This window comes from Pedobacter sp. 22163, from assembly GCF_052045595.1.
GTDB lineage: Bacteria > Bacteroidota > Bacteroidia > Sphingobacteriales > Sphingobacteriaceae > Pedobacter.
The window spans coordinates 14,683-33,144 of sequence record NZ_JBQEPM010000013.1 but is presented as its reverse complement, the minus strand read 5'-3'; the positions used below and the strand labels follow the sequence as shown (position 1 = coordinate 33,144).

Sequence of the window (18,462 nt, the reverse complement as noted above, 5' to 3'; positions counted from 1 at the left end):
GGATTTTTGAGATTTACAGGATGTTAATTCATTTTACGATCATCACTTAAATAATCAAACACTTTATCTATTAATTCAGTGTAAACCTTAAACTAAACCCGAAATTACTGAATGAAGTATTAAAGGTTTGAGAGGTATATGGCTTGGTAATATTCGAATCGTAAAATAATTTGATATTAAATTTCTGATTCAACACATAATCTACACTTGGCCTTAAGGTAATGTTTTTCGCTCCTGAAGAAACTTCGGCTTCGGTAACATCGGCACGGTAAATAACGGTTTTATTATCGCGGATAGCTACATCCAGTTTGAAATCCATGTTGTTATCCATTTTCAGGCTTTTAAACCATCCAAATGGGAAACGGAATTTATTGGTACGGTAGCCCAATCCTAAAACCATATTGTTTTCTGATAACTGCGCCAGCTGGCTGTTTGATAAACTTAATCCCAATAAACGTGAACGGTTTAACTCGAAAGAAGCGGTCAGGTTATTTTTAAACCTGGTATCAACGCCGACCAAAGGAGAAAAATATTCAGAAATGGTTACCTGAGCAAACTGGTATTCTGGTAAAAAGTTATTATTTACATCTCTACTGCTAACCGCACCATTGGTTTCCTGATAGCGCAATAATGAGTTAAAGCCATTAATATTATAGGCAGAGCGATAGCCGTGTCTGATATCGACAGACGAAAACTTATCGGCGATAAAAGGAATACGTGTTAAACCACTATAGGTTAAACTCCAGTTTGGAAGCGGAATTTTAGGGAAGGCATTCATTTTCGTTTTCCCGGCATCTTTGCCTGAATAAGCAGCCATAAAAGCAGAGATAATTACATCCTGACTTTCTTTACTGTAACCATCGGCATAACCGCCGTTAACACCTCCCGAATTTGGATTCTGAGCGCCCAATCTTCTGGATATAATGATCCTATTGGCCATAAACTGGTTAAACAGACCCGAAATTACCGTTGAGTTATTTTCTTTGAAAGCCGTCCCCAAAGCAATATACGATACGCTATAATCGCCCGTGGTAATGGCACTTAAGTTTTCGAACGATGATACACTGGCTACATACCTGAAATTGGTAGAAAAGTTTCTTGTTTGGGCCTTATTGGCCTTTAGCGTAATCCGTAAATCTTTAAATGGCTCAACTTGCCCAGTAAGCTGAAAATCCTCTCTGAGTGTATTTACATACAATTGGTTCTGCAAGGTATCGGTGGTGAGCCATCCATTGTTTAATGCCATATCGCGAATATCGCGCTGACTGCCGAAAGCAAAGCCCAAACCTGGTGCCCCCGTTGCATTATCGATGCCAAAATACTTAGTGGTTGGCAGATAGCCCGGTAAGAAAATACCTTTGGTTTGTACAAAGCTGGCATTAACGTTTTTTACACTCGTTAATAGATTAATAAAAAATGTCTTAGCACCACTTCCTTCCTGGTCGTTGCCTGCCTTTCTGATAAAACCAAACTTGTTGTATAAAGTAGTTAGGTTTAAGGTTGGGTTTACCTGTACCGTTCTGCTGTTCTGTACCGTGTTACCCAAATTAATATTCGGATCACGTAAAGTAGAAAGCGGCTCAGTTTGCCAGTTAAAGTTGGTGCCATAACGGGTTTTAACGGTAATCCAGTTTAGTCCTGGTATTTTATCAATTGGCAGGTTATAGGTAACGTTTAAATTATGGTTATAATCGGTTGTACGCCCTAAACGTTTTAAATTTTGCCAAACGGTATCGCGTTTTAAACCGTCAAGTCTTCCATCCGGCTCATCAATGATCGAATAATTTGTAGCATTAAAATCTAACTGCAACGAACGGGTAAGATTCCAGGCAACACCATAAATCCTGCTCATGGTAAAGTTTTTGTTAAAGGTGGTCCCATAACCACTCTGGTAAACCCCGATAGTATTATTCGGATCGTTATTCCGTAAGGTATTTTCTGAATATAAACGGTCTACATCAATCCTGAAATTAATGGCACTTGGAAAAATACTGAAGTTAAAATCCTTCAATAAAGCCAGCATATTCGATTTAATAATCTTTTCGAACGGGGCTATTGTTTTGGCTTCTTTAGAATAACTGTATTGTAATGATGCCCTGTAGGTATTCTGAATACTGCTCTGATTAATAAAATCACGATGATTATATTGAGTATAAGCATAACTTGCGGCAAAATTCTCAATATCCCATAGCCTTACAGGTTTACTGTTATTGGTCCGTTCCTTTCTAACGTTGGTAAAGTTGATGCCTCTTCTAACAGTATAATCCTGTGCAAAGTTTAAAATCGAATCTTTTTGTTCTTTTGTCGACTGCTCGAGCGCATTTTTGAGCTCGATATCCGGAGTGCGAGGATTGTATTGAGGGGTAGAGACCTGTTTAGAGTAACTCACAAACATCGGGATTTTCACACCCGATTTTTGCGGCAGAAACTTACCTAATTCCATTGCAGAAGAAACATCAAGCAATACATTATCTGCACGGTTCCGTTCGCTCACTTTCGAATCGATAGATCCGAAACCGATGGTAGATTTACTTCCGGAAATATTTACATCTGCAAAATCAGCCAATTTTAAGTTCAATCTTCCGGTAGCTGCCCAACCGCCTTTTTCGTCAAATTCAGTTAACCTCAATTCGTTAAACCAAACCAGTGCATTTTTATCAAGGCCATCGTCGTTCTGTTCATCACTGGCAGCACGGAGCGGATTTTTAATCCCCACCATGTACACCCTAACCTTGCTCATATCAGGTTGCCCTTTAACTATAATAGTTCTATTTCCGTCGGTATAGGTAAATGGAACATTTGTAGGCCATGGTTGTCCGTTGGCTTGTTTAGCTACGTTACGGGCGAGCTTGGCATTTTGGAAAAGTGTTAAATCAATATCCATTCTATTGGCTTCCGGCCAAATGGCATCAGGATCACTTGTACCTGGATTGGTCACCTTTAACGGGATTACATATTCATAATAGTTATCCTGGTTATCGGTTCCGATTCTTAAGAATGCGGCAACATCATTATCATTTAAGATTTGGTTATTAACAGCCTCGGCATGAATAAACATTTCCAAATGTTTGTAAGATCTGAAATCGCTGTAGGCTGTTTTAAATGCAGCTCTACCATAGCCATCCCTTAACGATTTTACAATAACCGACAGCGATTGCTCATTTAAACGTGTATCGCCACGATAGTTGCTATAGTCGCGCTCGCGAAGAATTCCCGGAGGGGTAACATACGGAATCGGTGAACGTTTTCCATTTTCTTCAATATTTACTGTCGAAACTTCAATAGTAGAATTATCAGGAGTAAGTGCAGGCAACGATGGATCGACGATTACCTGTGCAGCTTGGTTGGAAGCATTATATTCTCTCCACTCCCCACGGATTAACTGCAACTTTGCAAAACGCATCACAGCAGTATCGGCGAAATTGGTCATAAACATCCTGAAGAAACGGATCGACTTAAAATCCTGTATACCGCCTACTTTCTCCTGGTATTGACCGATCGGGATTCTGAATTGATACCATGAAACGGCTTGGGTATTTCCATTGGCCAATTTTACCTGCGAGGTAACCTTATCGGTAATAAAGTTCTGACCAACGTTTAAATCTCCCGGACGGATCGAAACTTTATACTGAAAATACTCATCACTTTGCGTCATGTTATTATCGCGGTTGATGTCTTCCCCGTCGGGTAAAGAAGTAGATGCAGAGTTTTCAAGCCCTAATTCTTCTTGCGACTGTTGCGAAGTTTTAGAGTTTCCTTCCGTTCCATTATATTTTTCGTAGCGTTTAAGAATACCCGCGTTGATCTGATCTAATGCCGGACCTCTGAAATAAGTATAATTATCTGATGAAGGATCGGCATCGAGTGCGGCAGAAGCGGTGGCATTTAACTGCGATTTAATCTGCGTAATTGCTGCTGCAAATTTTACTTTTTCATCAGCATCTGATAATCCATCCAAACCTACATCCTGTGCCCTACGCGAACCGGCATTGTTATCGAAAGCCTGCACAACGGGTTGCAGTTTTGGTACACGGCCCCAAGCGGTTTCTTCGTATTTGCTTGGATCGTTTGTGGCGGGCAGACCATTTTCTAAGGATTTTCTGCCATCCTTAAGAATATCTTCTGAGATATTTCCCAAATTAAAATACATGTCGCCACCGGCAGAATTTGGTTTATAGATAAATGGATCCATTACCCAAAACTCAATAAAGCCCACATTTAAGGCTTCAAAATCGTTGGTTTCGATTTTTCGTTGGAAACCTCCCCAGTTATTTTTAGGTTGTAATAATGTTCCATCGGGCCTAAAATCTGTTGGGCGGAAGTTATATGGCCCCCTAACAGTTGGATAATAAGCAACATCAAAAGTAGTAATATTTAAGGCCTGTCCGGTTGCCGTTTCTTTAAAAGGAAAAACCTCCTGCTCAATTACCTCTCTCACGTAGTGATTGGAAAGTTCTCCCCGGTTGCCCCTAATATTAGACGGAGTGGTAGATGCCGCCGAATTATAAAAAGTTGGGTCGATGTTATAAAATGCAATTCTTGCCCGGTTGTAACCATAAGATAAATCATTGGATTTATCAAACTCTGAGAAAAGCTGTGGCGTACCCGACAGCTGCCAGGCAATGGCACTCTTTAAATCGATTACTGATCTGGATGCTTCGAAATCATCTAAGTAACTTACTCCGTTTTTACTGCCGGCAAAATTTAATGCCCTTGGGTGACCAGGGATCAATTGCGCAAACTCACCATAAAACGTTACACTCGAAGGTGCTTTGGTTGAAATGAACGGAAGTTTATCAACCAGTTTTGTTAAAAATCTTGATGGCGAGCTGTAGTTAATATCTGCTCCCCAAATGGTATTTGAAATAGGCTCTTCGCCGATGTTTACCTTTTGGGTTAAAGGTTTCTCGGTTAGGTTCATGATGGTACCGCCCAGATTTAGCTTATTGTTTACTCGGTAATCTAAACGGGTTCCAAAAAGTGATCGTTGCTGCAGGCCAAAGGTCTCACTGTTTTCGGTGGTAATCCGAATCGGCTGACCAGATACCAAAAGTGCCTGATTGATGATGCTCACCCGGCCACCCTGATAATCTACAGTAAAATCTACCCCTTCAGTTAATGGCATTGTTCCGGCAAAAACCTTTACCGATCCTTCCGGAACGTTAATAGCATTTAAACTAAATTCAGAAGAAATATCAGATTGGTAATTTACCTTAATGGTGTACCTGTTCTGGTTTTGGAATAGCTGCTTAGCGATGGTTTGAGTTGAATCGTAAAGCGCAGTAAAAGTATATTTATTGATCAATGCCTGCTCACTGGGTAAAAACTTCGCAGCTAAATCTTTACCAAATGGCTCAATCACAGGAAAAATAATCCTTCCATTAGCCGGATCGATGGTGATATAACCCGAATTGGTATTGGTAACCAACGAAGTTTGTCCATTGCTTCCCACGCCGAACATACTCGCCTGATTGGCATTGCTTGCAGTAGAATAAGAACCAAAAGCATTATTTGCGGCCACGAAATCGAAAACTCCATCGGGCCTGCGCTCATTTTGCTGGTTCAAACGATCAAATTCAGTTAAGGCAATCCACTGCTTATTTGCAGTATTTTGTCCTTCAGTCATTACCGGGTTGTCCACACCGGTTTCGTTATCAATGCGGTAAATATCAAGTTTAAAATTCTGACTGCTGATCTGGTACCCTCCGATAGAGTAAATATTTTTCATCATCAGATCCCATGTTGGCAGTTGGATCTTGGTCGTTTCGTTCTTTAACAATTTAGCATAAAGCACTTTTGGATTTGCCGCATCAAAAGAAACATCGGTAGAAAACTCACCTACCTGATATTCTACACCGTTATAGGTATAGCGGTAGGCAACAGCTAAAACTTCATCAGCATTTAACGGGTTGTTCAGCGATAAATAACCCAGTTGCGGCTGAAAGGTAAATTCGCGTTCTGTTAATTTCCTGGCGTAAACCAGTTTAGCAAAGTTATCGGTATTGCTGCTGTTAGCCGGCGTTGTCTGGAAGAAAGAAAGTATGGCATTGGAATTTGTCTGTCTTATAGCACCGCCCTGATAAGCATTTAACTGCGAGATCAAGTTGTTTGACTGCTGCGGGAAACCCGTAGCGGTAGTTCCTGCCGGCAAACCAGAAGTTCCTCCGGTAATTAAATTATTGTTAAAAGGAACATTTTCACCCAAATCCATCAAGCCCAACACATCTCTGGAGTCGGTAGTATTACCTGCTTTATTGGTAATCCATACCTCAATTTTGGTAATTTGGATCGGGGAGGTGATAATAGGTGCGTTGGCCAGGTTTTTATTGTAGTTATTCCTAAAATATTGTGAGAGGAAATAGTGTTTATTGGCCTCGTAGCTATCAATATTTACCGTGGTGGTATTTTGCTGCGCTCCATTGGTAATTTTAATTTCCCGTGATTGAGATTTTTGCTGAGTGTAAACACTTGTTACGTTTAAACGCCCGAATTTCAACTGTGTTTTAATACCGAAGAGTGCCTGGGTTCCGGTAATTAAAGAGGTATTTAAAGGCAAGCTTACGTTACCCGCTTCAATTTTTTGGATAATATCATCAGGCCCGCCGGTATAATCGAGCTTAATCTGATTTTCGAAGTCAAATTGGGCCTCGGTATTGTAATTGCTTTTGATTTTTAGTTTAGTCCCGATGTTACCAACCAGATCCATCTGGATCCTTTGGTTAAAATCGAAATTGGTCTGCACCCTTTGTCTTTCGTTAAAAAGCGGGTTTTCATTCTTATTTACCCGGCCTAAAAAGGTGAGTTCTGCCTCTCCACGGGGTTGAATATCAATGGTTGTTCCACCGAATAATTTTTCGAAAGCTTTGCTGTTTACCTGGATCTGCGGAATAATGCCTGTGCTTCTGTAATCACTTACCTCTGCATTTGAAATGCTGCGCCAGTTGCCCCGTTTTATCTCACTATTAACCAATCGCTGGTATTCATCAATGGTTAAGTATTGTGTGTTTAAAACAAATTTTTCGCCAATTAATTCCTTTACCACATAACGTTTGTTCTTCGCATCGTACTCTACAACACGCTTTAAATTACTAGGTGCCGGATAAAACGGATTAACGGACGGACTAAGTCCTAAACGTTCTTTTTCACGTAAACCAAAGTTGTTTTTTGGGGTAATAGTATCCGTTTTGCTTGGAACAACTTGAGAGAAAGCGTTTTGAGAAGCAATTAAGAAAAGAGGGATGAGAAACAGAAATGTAGATATTCTCTTCAAAGGCAGTAGATCTATAAAGTTTTTAAAGCTTGTTTAATTAGTTGCTCTACCGAAAGTGTCCCCTCTGTCACTTTTAAAATCTGGTCAATAGTTTTTTCGGCGGTTTGTTTGGCGAATCCGAGCATTACCAATGCTGATAACGCTTCATCTTTCACAGTATTGTGTTGAGGCATAGAAATTAATGAATCTGCCCCTTCTTTTTTTAGTTTGTCCTGCAACTCTAAAACCAGGCGTTGTGCGGTTTTAGCGCCTAAGCCTTTAATCCTTTGAATTAGAGGCAAATCTGCTTTAACAATGGCGGTCTGGATTTCAACCGGTGTGATAGATGATAAAATCATTCTACCAGTATTTGGTCCAATTCCCGATACCGATATTAAGTGTAAAAATAAACGGCGTTCGCCTTCATCAGCGAAGCCGTATAATGTATGTGCATCTTCTTTTACATGCAGCCAGGTGTATAGTTTACACCTTTCTGCATCAGCTAAAGCGCTGTATGTATTTAAAGAAATGTTTATATGATAGCCTATACCTCCGGCCTCAACCACAACATATGCTGGGTTTTTGAATGTCAATTTACCATCAATATAGGCGTACATGTAATTCTACTTTTTAGTTGTTTTTCCAAATATACCTTTTCGTTTCGATGTTGCAATTTCCTCTTTTGCTTGCACATCTACAACAGCAATGGTAACCATATTGACGATTTCGCGTACAGAACTACCTAATTGAACAATATGAACAGGTTTATTCAGTCCTAACAAGATCGGACCCACTGCTTCGGCACCGCCTAACTCTTGTAACAATTTGTATGCAATGTTTCCAGACTCCAGATTTGGGAACACTAAAGTGTTCGCAGGAGCATCGGCCAAAGTGCTAAATGGAAAATTATCTTTCAGTAGTTCGTTGTTGATGGCAAAGTTTCCTTGCATCTCTCCATCTACAATTACCTCCGGGTGATTTTTATGTAGGAGGTTAACCGTTTCTCTTACTTTATTTGGGGTAACCCCATCATTTGAACCAAAGTTCGAATATGATAATAATGCAATACGGGGCTTGATGTTAAACTGCTTAACAGATTTATCAAGCAATAAAGTAATATCTACCAGTTCTTCTGCCGTTGGATCTACGTTTACAGTGGTATCGCCGAAGAAAACAGGACCTTTTTTAGTCATCATCATGTACATACCAGCAACGCGTTTTACACTCGGATCAACACCGATTACGTGTAAAGCAGGTTTAATGGTAGATCCATAATTTTTGGTCAGACCCGAAATCATCGCATCCGCTTCGCCAAACTCAACCATCGATGCACCATAGTAGTTACGGTCTCTCAATAATTTAGTGGCATCAGTTAATGAAACCCCTTTACGCTGACGTTTTTGATAAAGCGCCTCGGCATATTGTTTGGTTTTATCAGGGTTCTGCATCTGATCGATAATCTCAACACCTTCTAACTCTAAACCGTGCTCATCAATAATCGCCTGTATTTTATCTTTATTTCCTAAAAGGATCGGAATAGCGATATTCTCGTCGTTAACAATCTGCGCGGCCTTTAAAATCTTGTAATTATCGGCTTCAGCAAATACAACTCTTTTTGGATCTGTTTTAGCTTTGGTAGTGATGGCACGCATAATGGCATCATCCAAGCCCAGGCGTTTTCTCAGTTCTTCGCTATAGGCATCCCAATCGGTAATAGTTTTACGGGCTACTCCACTTTCAATTGCTGCTTTAGCAACCGCGATAGAAACTTCGGTAATTAACCTGAAATCTACAGGTTTTGGAATAATATATTCTTTACCAAATTTAAGGTTACGGGCATTGTAAGCTAAGTTCACAGCCTCTGGAACAGATTTTTTAGCTAATTCTGCAATGGCTTTAACGGCAGCAATTTTCATCGGCTCATTAATACCTGTTGCACGAACATCAAGCGCACCACGGAAAATATAAGGGAAACCTAAAACGTTATTTACCTGGTTCGGATAATCAGAACGGCCTGTAGCCATAATAATATCTTTACGGGTTTTAATCGCCAGTTCGTAAGCAATCTCTGGATTAGGGTTGGCCATTGCAAAAACGATAGGGTTTTTGGCCATAGAAGTCAGCATTTCTGCTGTAACACAATCTGCTGATGAAAGGCCGATAAATACATCTGAATCTTTCATGGCTTCTGCCAAAGTGTTGATTTTTCTATCTGTAGCAAATTCTGCTTTAATATCATCAAGTACTTCACGGTCTTTACGGATCACGCCAGAACGGTCGCACATAACGATATTCTCTTTTTTAGCACCCAAAGAAACATAAAGTTTGGTACAAGAAATTGCAGCGGCACCAGCACCATTAACTACAATTTTAATCTTATCCATTTTTTTCTTGAAGATTTCGCAAGCGTTCAACAATGCCGCAGCCGAAATAATCGCTGTACCATGTTGATCATCATGCATCACCGGAATGTTCATTTCTTCCTTTAAGCGACGCTCAATTTCGAAACATTCAGGCGCTTTGATATCTTCTAAGTTAACACCACCAAATGTTGGCTCCAAAGCCTTAACGATTTTCACAAAATCATCAACATTTTTGGTATCTAACTCTAAATCAAATACATCAATATCAGCAAATATCTTGAAAAGTAAACCTTTTCCTTCCATTACCGGTTTTCCGGCTTCGGGGCCAATATCGCCTAAACCTAATACGGCTGTACCGTTACTAATTACCGCAACCAGGTTACCCTTTGCGGTGTATTTATAAACATCTTCTTTATTTTCTGCAATCTTTAAACACGGCTCTGCAACGCCAGGGGAATACGCTAAAGTTAAATCTCTTTGCGAATTTGTAGGTTTTGTGGGTACTACTTGTATCTTTCCTGGACGGCCTTGCGAGTGGTAATCAAGCGCATCTTGCTTTCTAGTGGTCTTACTCATTACGTAACTTATTAGTGACGGGGGCAAAGGTACAATTCTTTTTATGAGGCATAAAATAAAAAGCCCTTCAAAAAAGTTAAATAAGACGTTACATTATACTGCCGTTACACTAATTAGGTTAAACCAAGCATTGTTGATAGAATTTCAAACTATTTGATCAAGAAATGAGTGCCATTGTCAGGTTATCCTGTTTATCCTCTGCTGATTTTCAGGATCATTCCTACTTGCAAACCCGCTTTTGATAAACGGTTATCTCTTCTGATGCTCTGAACGGTTGCGCCATCAAATTTCTCTGCAATTTCAGACAGGGTATCGCCGGTTTTAACCTTGTAACTTAAAAACGACGATGGTGCTTTTAATGGCATCCGGTTTTTGGCATAAATCTTTAGTTTTTGTCCCGGCACCAGCGTTTTGCTTTTTAAACCGTTCCAAACCCTTAAATCCTGTACCTCTACACCATATTTATCGGCAACAGCTGTTAAACTCTGCCCTGAGGTAACTTTATGGTAAACCACGGAGGATGTAGTTATACTTTTAGTTTTTTTCTTTCTTAAATCTCTTGCATCATCGGTACTGGCGGCCACTACTTTCATCTTCACATCCACTTCCTGATTGTTTAATACATCATAAATACCCGCGTAATCGATATCCCTTAACTTGGGCATTACAATACGTTTCGGTTCATCATCGGTACCATTTACAATCTTTTTCTTGTACGATGGGTTTAGGGCCATAATCGCTGCCTCATCAACATTTAACACTTTTGCAAGCGTAGATAGCGACACGAAACGGGTAGTTTGAACGGTATCGGTTTTTAAAAACATGCTCGAGGCTTGCGCGGTAATCTGATGTTTGCCAGAATAATTCATTACATAAACTGCGGCAATAAATGCCGGTACATAATTTCTGGTTTCTTTAGGTAAAAACTGTCTGATTACCCAAAAATCTCTCGATCCTGCTTTATCAATAGCCCGGTTAACATTCCCCTTTCCGCAGTTATAAGCGGCAATGGCCAACAACCAATCGCCAAGCTCTTCAAAAGCATCTCTAAAATAGGCTGCCGCTGCATAACTGGCCTGGATAGGATCTTTACGTTCATCCACAAAGTTATCCATCTTTAGGCCATAGGCCTTACCAGTACCGAACATAAACTGCCAGATGCCCGTTGCCCCTACTCTAGAAATGGCATGTGGATTCATCTGTGATTCGACAATCGTTAAATATTTTATTTCCTGCGGAATATTATAATCTTTTAAAGCTTTGTCAAAAATCGGGAAGTAATAGCTAGATAAGCCGATCATTTTCCCGAACATATCTTTACGCTTGGCATAAATATCGATATACTGCTGAACGTACTCATTGTAAGGAAGAGGTACCGTTTTAGCGATAGAATCTAACCTGAGTTTATAGATAAAGTTCTGACCCATGGTTAATGGGTTTTCTGAAACAACCGGTACAGCTACGGTATCGGTATTGATAAAAATGTTGTTGTGAATCTTCGGAAGACTATCCAGTTTGAGCGTTTGTTGCGCGGAAGAAGAAGAAATGTATCCTAAACAAGCGCAAATTGAAGCAAAAAGTAATTTTTTAATCATGGGCTATTGGTTCAAATTTTCATTAACCGTGGCTTGTATACTCACAAACCTTTATACAGACTCATCTTTTCATAACAAGGAAAGAGTAAGAACCTGCGAACCTTCTAGACAACGCCTAGAAAAACAGCTAATAAAATGCCATTGCCATACTTAACAATAATGCTTTGTAACTCGCAATGACGATAAAACTATGATAAAAATGCCTGAGAAAAAGCCAGAAGCTTATCTTCCTCAAAATGTTTGGCTGTAAACTGTATACTTAACGGCAATCCTGCTGCATTATTGCCTAATGGCAAAGCAATAGCCGGATTTCCGCTTAAAGAAGGTAATACGGTAAAAATATCGGCCATATACATCACAATTGCATCCTGAACATTATCGCCAATTTTAAAAGCTGCTGTTGGTGCCACAGGGGAAAGAATTAAATCATAATCCTGGAACAAAACATCCATTTTTTCTCTGATCAAGCGGCGAACCTGCTGTGCTTTTTGATAGTAAGCATCGTAATATCCAGCACTTAAAACAAAAGTACCTAAAAGGATGCGGCGTTTTACTTCCTCGCCAAAACCTTCGGCGCGTGATAATTTATAAAGTTCATTTAGCGATTTCGCCTCCAGGTTACGATGTCCGTAATGAACGCCATCATAACGCGAAAGATTTGAAGAGGCTTCAGCCGTTGTTAAGATATAGTAGGCCGGAACCAGATAGTCCAACAGATCAAAAGAAACATACTCAACAATATGTCCATCTGATTTGAGCTGCTCAATTGATTTTAAAATAGCCGATTTGATTTCGGGATCGAGGGCTTCGCTCTCAATAGTTTCTTTTAATACTGCTATTTTTTGTTTTTTATGTTCATTCAAATGAGCAGGGTAATCGGGCACTGCATCTGGTGAAACGGTAGAATCGTAATCATCTGCACCAGCTAAAACCTTTAAAAGCAAGGCAGCATCTTCTACTGAAGAGGTAATTGGCCCAACCTGATCGAAAGAAGAAGCATAGGCAATAACACCATACCTCGATATACGGCCATAAGTAGGTTTAAGTCCAATCTGGCCGCAAAATGCAGCTGGCTGTCTTACCGAACCGCCGGTATCGGTACCCAGGGCAGACAAACACATATCGGCCTGAACGGCTACAGCTGAGCCGCCTGAAGATCCGCCAGGAACAAGGTCGGGATTTGCAGCATTTTTAGCAACACCATAGTATGAAGTTTCATTGGAGCCGCCCATAGCAAACTCATCACAGTTTAAACGGCCGATAATAACGGCATCTTCCTGTAACAATCGCTGCACAACTGTAGAAGAATATGGAGATACAAAACCTTCGAGCATTTTTGATGATGCAGTAACGATATGATCCTTATAACAGATATTATCTTTAATACCAATTACCATTCCTGCAAGTTTACCTGCAGTACCTTCTTCTATTTTTTGCTGTATCGCTTTCGCCTGAACTTCGGCCGATAAAAAAAACACCTCATTAAATGCATTGAGGTGTTCATTATTTTCAATTTGCTTAAAATAATAAGCTAATAAATCGGGTAAAGTTAATTGCTTTTGCGCAATGAGTGTTTGAATCTCTTTAAGAGAGCTGTATTTCTTCAAAACTAAAAATTATTGCAATTAAACGGTTTTATCACGGTTAGACGGATCTACCTGTTCTCCATCAACACCATCTTTACCATCTTTAAATTCTTTAACACCTTTACCTAAACCTCTCATTAGTTCAGGAATTTTTTTACCACCAAATAATAACAATACCACTACCGCAATAATGATAATTTCTGGTGTTCCAAGCATTGCTGCTATTGTTGTATTTAACATGATTTTCTTGTTTAAACTTTTTCTTTGTCAGTTACAATTTTTTCGTCAGTAGGCTTGCTCAGATCAATGTGTGACTCACTTGCCTCTATTTTTTCATCAACCGGTGATTCTTCTGTTGGATGATGACGTTGACTATGGTTTACCGCTGTTTCTTCTGCTTCTTCTTTATCTAAATCCATTGCATTTATATTTCTATGGATTTCACGCTTAACACCATCAGAGGCATCTTTGAATTCTCTGATCCCCTTCCCTAGTCCTCTTGCAAGTTCGGGTAATTTTTTACCTCCGAACAACAATAGAACTACCACTAAAATGAGTACGATCTCTGATCCACCCATGTTTAAAAACTCTAATAACGTGCCTTGATACATCACTAATATAATTTATACAAATATAGACATTTTAACTTGTCTTAAGTTTATTTACTAATCCAGGCTTCAGGATTTAAAGTTCCCTGGCCTCTTCTAATCTGGAATTTTAAAATGGCGTCGTCACCTGTATTTGCCACAATCCCAATAGACTGTTTGGTTTCAACTAAATTACCCACACTCACACTAACTGATCTTAAGTTTTGGTACACTGTAAAGTACTCACCATGGTTAATTACTACAGCAGTTCTGCCCATAATATTTTGCACCATAACAACCTTACCTGCAAATATACTTCTAACAGTTGCCCCATCACTTGTGGTGATATCTACTCCATCGTTGGTATAACTTGCCTGGTCGACCTTATGTAAACCAAACCTTTCGGTTATTGTTCCTGTTGCTACAGGCCAAGGTAACCTTCCTCTGTTATTTTCAAAACCCGCCGATAATCTGGCTGCCTCAGGTGTTGCAGTAAGCAATTCTCCTGTCGATTTTGCTTTAGCGGTTGGTGTAGCTGGTGCAGTAGGTACAGGTCTATTTTCAGCCTTGGCTTTTGCCGCCGCAATCCGTGCTTCCTCAGCCGCTTTTCTTCTTGCCTCTTCTGCGGCTTTCCTTCTCGCTTCTTCAATTGCCCGCTGAATGGCAGCACTAATGGCCCTGTCTATCTGGGCTTGTTGTTTTTTACGACTGTTAATATCCTGTTTAAACTGTTTTTCGTCCTTGCTCAGTTTGTTTAACTCTACTGATTGTTTACTTTTATCTTTACTTAAACGCTCACGCTCTCTTTCCTGTTCCTTCAACAGATCACTTTTTTCTCTGAGTGTTTTATCCAGGACTTTAATCTTGCCGTTCAGGTCTTGCTGTGTATTTTCAATGTATCCGGCCTGTTTTTTACGGTATTGACTAAACTGCTGCAAATACTTTATTCTTTTATATGCCTGGTTAAAATCCTTTGCCGCAAAAATGAACATCATTTTATCGTACGAATTTCTGTTGCGCTGTGCAAAGCGGATCATCCCCGCATACTCTTTTTTAAGATCACCCAACTGACCTTGTAACGTATGTACGGTATTTGTGTTCTGAGAGATTTGGTTATCGAGATTTTTTATTTCAGAATTGATTGTACCGATTTTATCCTGGCGCAGCCTGATCTGTGCATTAATCGTATTAATCTGCTGGATAGTAAGCTTTTTACCACTTGCAGTTTTATTCAAATTCTTTTGAAGCTGTTCAATTTCGCGTTGTATAGCTTCTTTTTTCCTTCTGAGCTGGCTTTCAGTTTGTGCAACCGCCGAAAGGGTTAACACGCTTAAAAAAAGGATAAATAGGAGTTTTTGTAGCTTCATTAAGCCAAAAGTATAAAAATTTTGTAGTAAAAAATATTAAAATCGAGATACTAAAGTCATAATTGCTTATTACAGAACTGTCTTCACTCAATCTTCATACATAACAAAGATTGCCAGAGCCGCTATACTAATCCTGTACCTAACCTGGCAAATTATTGATAGCATATGTGAATGTAGTTTTTAATCCTACTTTACAACCGTAAATCTCTTTGGTACATTAAACGGAAAATCGACCGGAACATTGCCATCAATTTTTACAAACTGTAGGTCGATGTTTATACGCTTTGCTTTAGATAGTGTTTTGATCTGCAACGCACTAGGGAATAAAGATTCGTTCAATTTCTGATAGTCGGTATAGGTAACTTTTAGCGCCTGACCGTTTTTAACGTCATTTAAATTGGTTTCAGCTACTTTAAACAGTGTGTTAAAAAGTAATTTATAGTCTAACTCCGATTTGCTTCCCGAAACTACCCAAACACCATTTTCCTGTTTAACATCTGATTCTGTTGTTAAAAACTCACCCATGGCATTGCCCGTTAAAATGGATTGCAAGGTGTTAAAATTAACCTGTTTGTTGGTGAAGTTATAAATATAGCTGAAAGGTTTTTTTAGATATTCACTTTTTGCCCTGTTCATAATTTTAATGCTATCTGGCGTAATCAATGCTCTTGCTGGCTCGTATGCCCCACCTAGAGCCGTAATACTAACCCAAATGGTTTCCTTGTCTTTCATTCGGAAATTCATGGTTACATCGTTCACATCACCGGCAATATCTAAAGTGGCTTTTGCTTTTAAAGAAAGTGTATTAAATTTAAGTTGTTTGCTATTTAGTAGTGTTAAGGCCTCTGCTTTCGAATTATCAGTTTTGGTTTCTGTTTTGGTGGGAGGAGCCACTACAATTTCTTTTTTAGGTTTACATGCCGAAACAAAAATTACAGTTCCTAACAGGAATGCGCTATTTAAAATACTTCTTTTCATTTATCTTTTTAATTAATACTTCTGATCCGTTTCCAGCCTCTTTTGCTTTTTGCCATTGGATTAATGCAGCATCCTTTTCACCTTTCATAAAAAGTATATCGCCATATCGCTCCAGGTAAACACCGTTTTTACTGCTATTGTTTTGCAAAGCCTTTTCGATCCATGTTTTGGCCAGATCGTATTTTTGCTGTTTAAACAGAATAAAGGCATAAGTATCTACAATTGAAGGATTATTAGGCATGGCATTGGCCGCTGTTTCTGCATATTTTGCCGCCTTGGTTAAGTCGTCATTTCTTAACGCCAAATAATAGGCATAATTATTCATGATGAGATAATTATCGGGCTCTGTTGAAATGGCTTTCTCGAAAGCTGTTTTAGCCAGGGCAAAATTATTCTGATTGATGTAGATATCGCCCTGTAGTGCATAAATCTGCGCCTGCAGGCTTTTATTCTCCACATCCAACTGTAAGGAGCTTTTTAAATTGCTTTGAGCAGGCTCGTATTTACCTGTTTTAAACAGGGCATAAGCCATATAATAATATAAGCTGGCCTGATTGGGATAAATGCTTAAAGCCTCATCGCCAACCTTTATGGCTTCATCATAGTGCCCGAGCAGTGTTTGGATATTAATAACCTGCTCCCAAACTACATAAACCTGTTCGTTGAGTTTTAAAGCAGCCTGATATTGGGCCAATGCTTCTTTTAAGTGGTTCTGCTGATAAAGTACATCGCCATAAAGAGCCAATGCTTTTGCATCAGCCGGATTTTTTTCTGCAACCAGTTTACTTAGTTCAGTTACATTTTTGGCGACAATGGGTTGGTTAAGTTTCGGGAAAAGTGCGGCGATAATCTTCACCTTTTCAGTAAGTGGCATTTCATTGCTTTCGAAAGCCAATTTTAAGGAAGAAAATGCAGCTTCATCATTTTTCTGCTTGCGGTAAATATCGGCCAAAGCCAGGTTTACCTCAAAATTATTGGGTTCGAGCTGCTGGGCTTTGGTTAATACCTTTAATGCTTCCGGATCATTTCCTTTCTGCAAAAGCAAACCTGCAGCATATAAATAGTTCTTTACATCAGCCTGATTGCCTTCCAGTAATTTAACAATATCACTTTCAGTGGCATTGCCGTTAGATTGCAAACGTTTTCTGGCATTAACCAGATCTCTTGATTCGCCAAATTTAGCCTGAATTTCATCATAGGTCTTTTTTGTAGCGTCAAGTTGATTGCTTAAGAACTGCGCATTGGCTTTATCAAAATAATAGGCATCGTTTTCAGGATCGAGGCGGATCAACTGATTAAAAACCTCAATGAGTTCGGGCATTTTATTGGTGCGCTTGTATACCTCACCGAGTAAGCGCCAGTACCATAAATTGCCGGCGTTTAATTTAATTGCCTGTTTTATGTGCTGTTCAGCTTCCGAAAGTTTATCTAAACGCAGGTTTGCATTGGCAAGCTCAAAATAGGCTGCATGGTTATTCGGATCTAAACCAACAATTTTATTGAAATTGGTAGAGGCAACAACATAATTTTCAGACATTTTCTCCCGTAGGCCCGCAAAAAACAATTGTTTTACCATATTGCTATCGCGATTGGTACTTGGCGTAACCGTTCCCTGCCCAAAAGCCTGGACGCTCATTAAAGTAGCTCCAACAAGAAAATGTACTTTGTATTTCATATCATTTTATTCATCCAAAAATTAACTCCAAACTGAAAACTGTGAACTCCAAACTTATTTTCCCGTATGCCCATAACCACCTTCGCCGCGTGCAGTTTCTCCTAATTGTTCAACAGTTTGCCAGCTAACGGTTTCGTGTTTTGCCACAACCATTTGTGCAATTCTATCGCCATTAACGATTTTAAAATCTGTATCTGATAAATTTACCAATAAAACTTTTATTTCACCACGGTAATCGGCGTCAATTGTACCTGGTGCATTTACAATGCTAATACCATGCTTATAGGCCAAGCCGCTTCTGGGTCTGATCTGTGCTTCGTAACCAATCGGCAACTCAATAAACAAACCCGTTGGCACCAATAAGCGCTGCAAAGGTTTCAATATCATTTCTTCTATTATTGATGCCCTCAGATCCATACCAGCCGCATGTGCAGTTTCATATTGTGGAAGTGGGTGCTCCGATGTATTGATAATTTTTATTTCCAT

General features: G+C 39.5%; 11 protein-coding genes. All 11 read right to left on the bottom strand.

Annotated features, from left to right (window positions below):
* Positions 1 to 70: 70 nt before the first annotated feature.
* The gene (gene sprA, locus ACTJKN_RS25185) at positions 71 to 7,270 is read right to left on the bottom strand and encodes a cell surface protein SprA (protein ID WP_440828402.1); all 7,200 of its coding nucleotides are present in this window, start codon (positions 7,268 to 7,270) and stop codon (positions 71 to 73) included.
* 11 nt (positions 7,271 to 7,281) lie between these two features.
* Entirely contained in the window at positions 7,282 to 7,866 is a 585-nt protein-coding gene (gene ruvA / locus ACTJKN_RS25180; RefSeq protein ID WP_057931887.1) for a Holliday junction branch migration protein RuvA, read from the bottom strand.
* A gap of 6 nt (positions 7,867 to 7,872) precedes the next feature.
* Positions 7,873 to 10,188, bottom strand: a complete 2,316-nt coding sequence (locus tag ACTJKN_RS25175; protein ID WP_440828401.1) for an NADP-dependent malic enzyme — start codon at positions 10,186 to 10,188, stop codon at positions 7,873 to 7,875.
* A gap of 191 nt (positions 10,189 to 10,379) precedes the next feature.
* The gene (locus ACTJKN_RS25170) at positions 10,380 to 11,783 is read right to left on the bottom strand and encodes a transglycosylase SLT domain-containing protein (protein ID WP_440828400.1); all 1,404 of its coding nucleotides are present in this window, start codon (positions 11,781 to 11,783) and stop codon (positions 10,380 to 10,382) included.
* Positions 11,784 to 11,971: 188 nt separating this feature from the next.
* Positions 11,972 to 13,390 (bottom strand): Asp-tRNA(Asn)/Glu-tRNA(Gln) amidotransferase subunit GatA, encoded by a 1,419-nt coding sequence (gene gatA, locus ACTJKN_RS25165; RefSeq protein ID WP_440828399.1) that lies wholly within the window; start codon positions 13,388 to 13,390, stop codon positions 11,972 to 11,974.
* An 18-nt stretch (positions 13,391 to 13,408) separates the two neighbouring features.
* Positions 13,409 to 13,609: a Sec-independent protein translocase subunit TatA/TatB gene (locus ACTJKN_RS25160; protein ID WP_029287719.1), complete on the bottom strand. Its 201-nt coding sequence runs from the start codon at positions 13,607 to 13,609 to the stop codon at positions 13,409 to 13,411.
* An 11-nt stretch (positions 13,610 to 13,620) separates the two neighbouring features.
* Positions 13,621 to 13,980, bottom strand: coding sequence for a Sec-independent protein translocase subunit TatA/TatB (locus ACTJKN_RS25155; protein WP_036669953.1), 360 nt, complete (start codon positions 13,978 to 13,980; stop codon positions 13,621 to 13,623).
* 47 nt (positions 13,981 to 14,027) lie between these two features.
* Positions 14,028 to 15,323, bottom strand: a complete 1,296-nt coding sequence (locus ACTJKN_RS25150; RefSeq protein WP_440828398.1) for a murein hydrolase activator EnvC family protein — start codon at positions 15,321 to 15,323, stop codon at positions 14,028 to 14,030.
* Between the two features lie 186 nt (positions 15,324 to 15,509).
* Positions 15,510 to 16,301 (bottom strand): DUF4292 domain-containing protein, encoded by a 792-nt coding sequence (locus tag ACTJKN_RS25145; RefSeq protein WP_440828397.1) that lies wholly within the window; start codon positions 16,299 to 16,301, stop codon positions 15,510 to 15,512.
* Positions 16,279 to 17,976 (bottom strand): tetratricopeptide repeat protein, encoded by a 1,698-nt coding sequence (locus tag ACTJKN_RS25140; RefSeq protein ID WP_440828396.1) that lies wholly within the window; start codon positions 17,974 to 17,976, stop codon positions 16,279 to 16,281. Before ACTJKN_RS25140 ends, ACTJKN_RS25145 begins: the two co-directional genes overlap by 23 nt.
* 54 nt (positions 17,977 to 18,030) lie before the next feature.
* Positions 18,031 to 18,462 carry a dUTP diphosphatase gene (dut, locus tag ACTJKN_RS25135; RefSeq protein ID WP_116248912.1) on the bottom strand — a complete coding sequence of 144 codons (432 nt, stop codon included), beginning with the start codon at positions 18,460 to 18,462 and terminating at the stop codon, positions 18,031 to 18,033.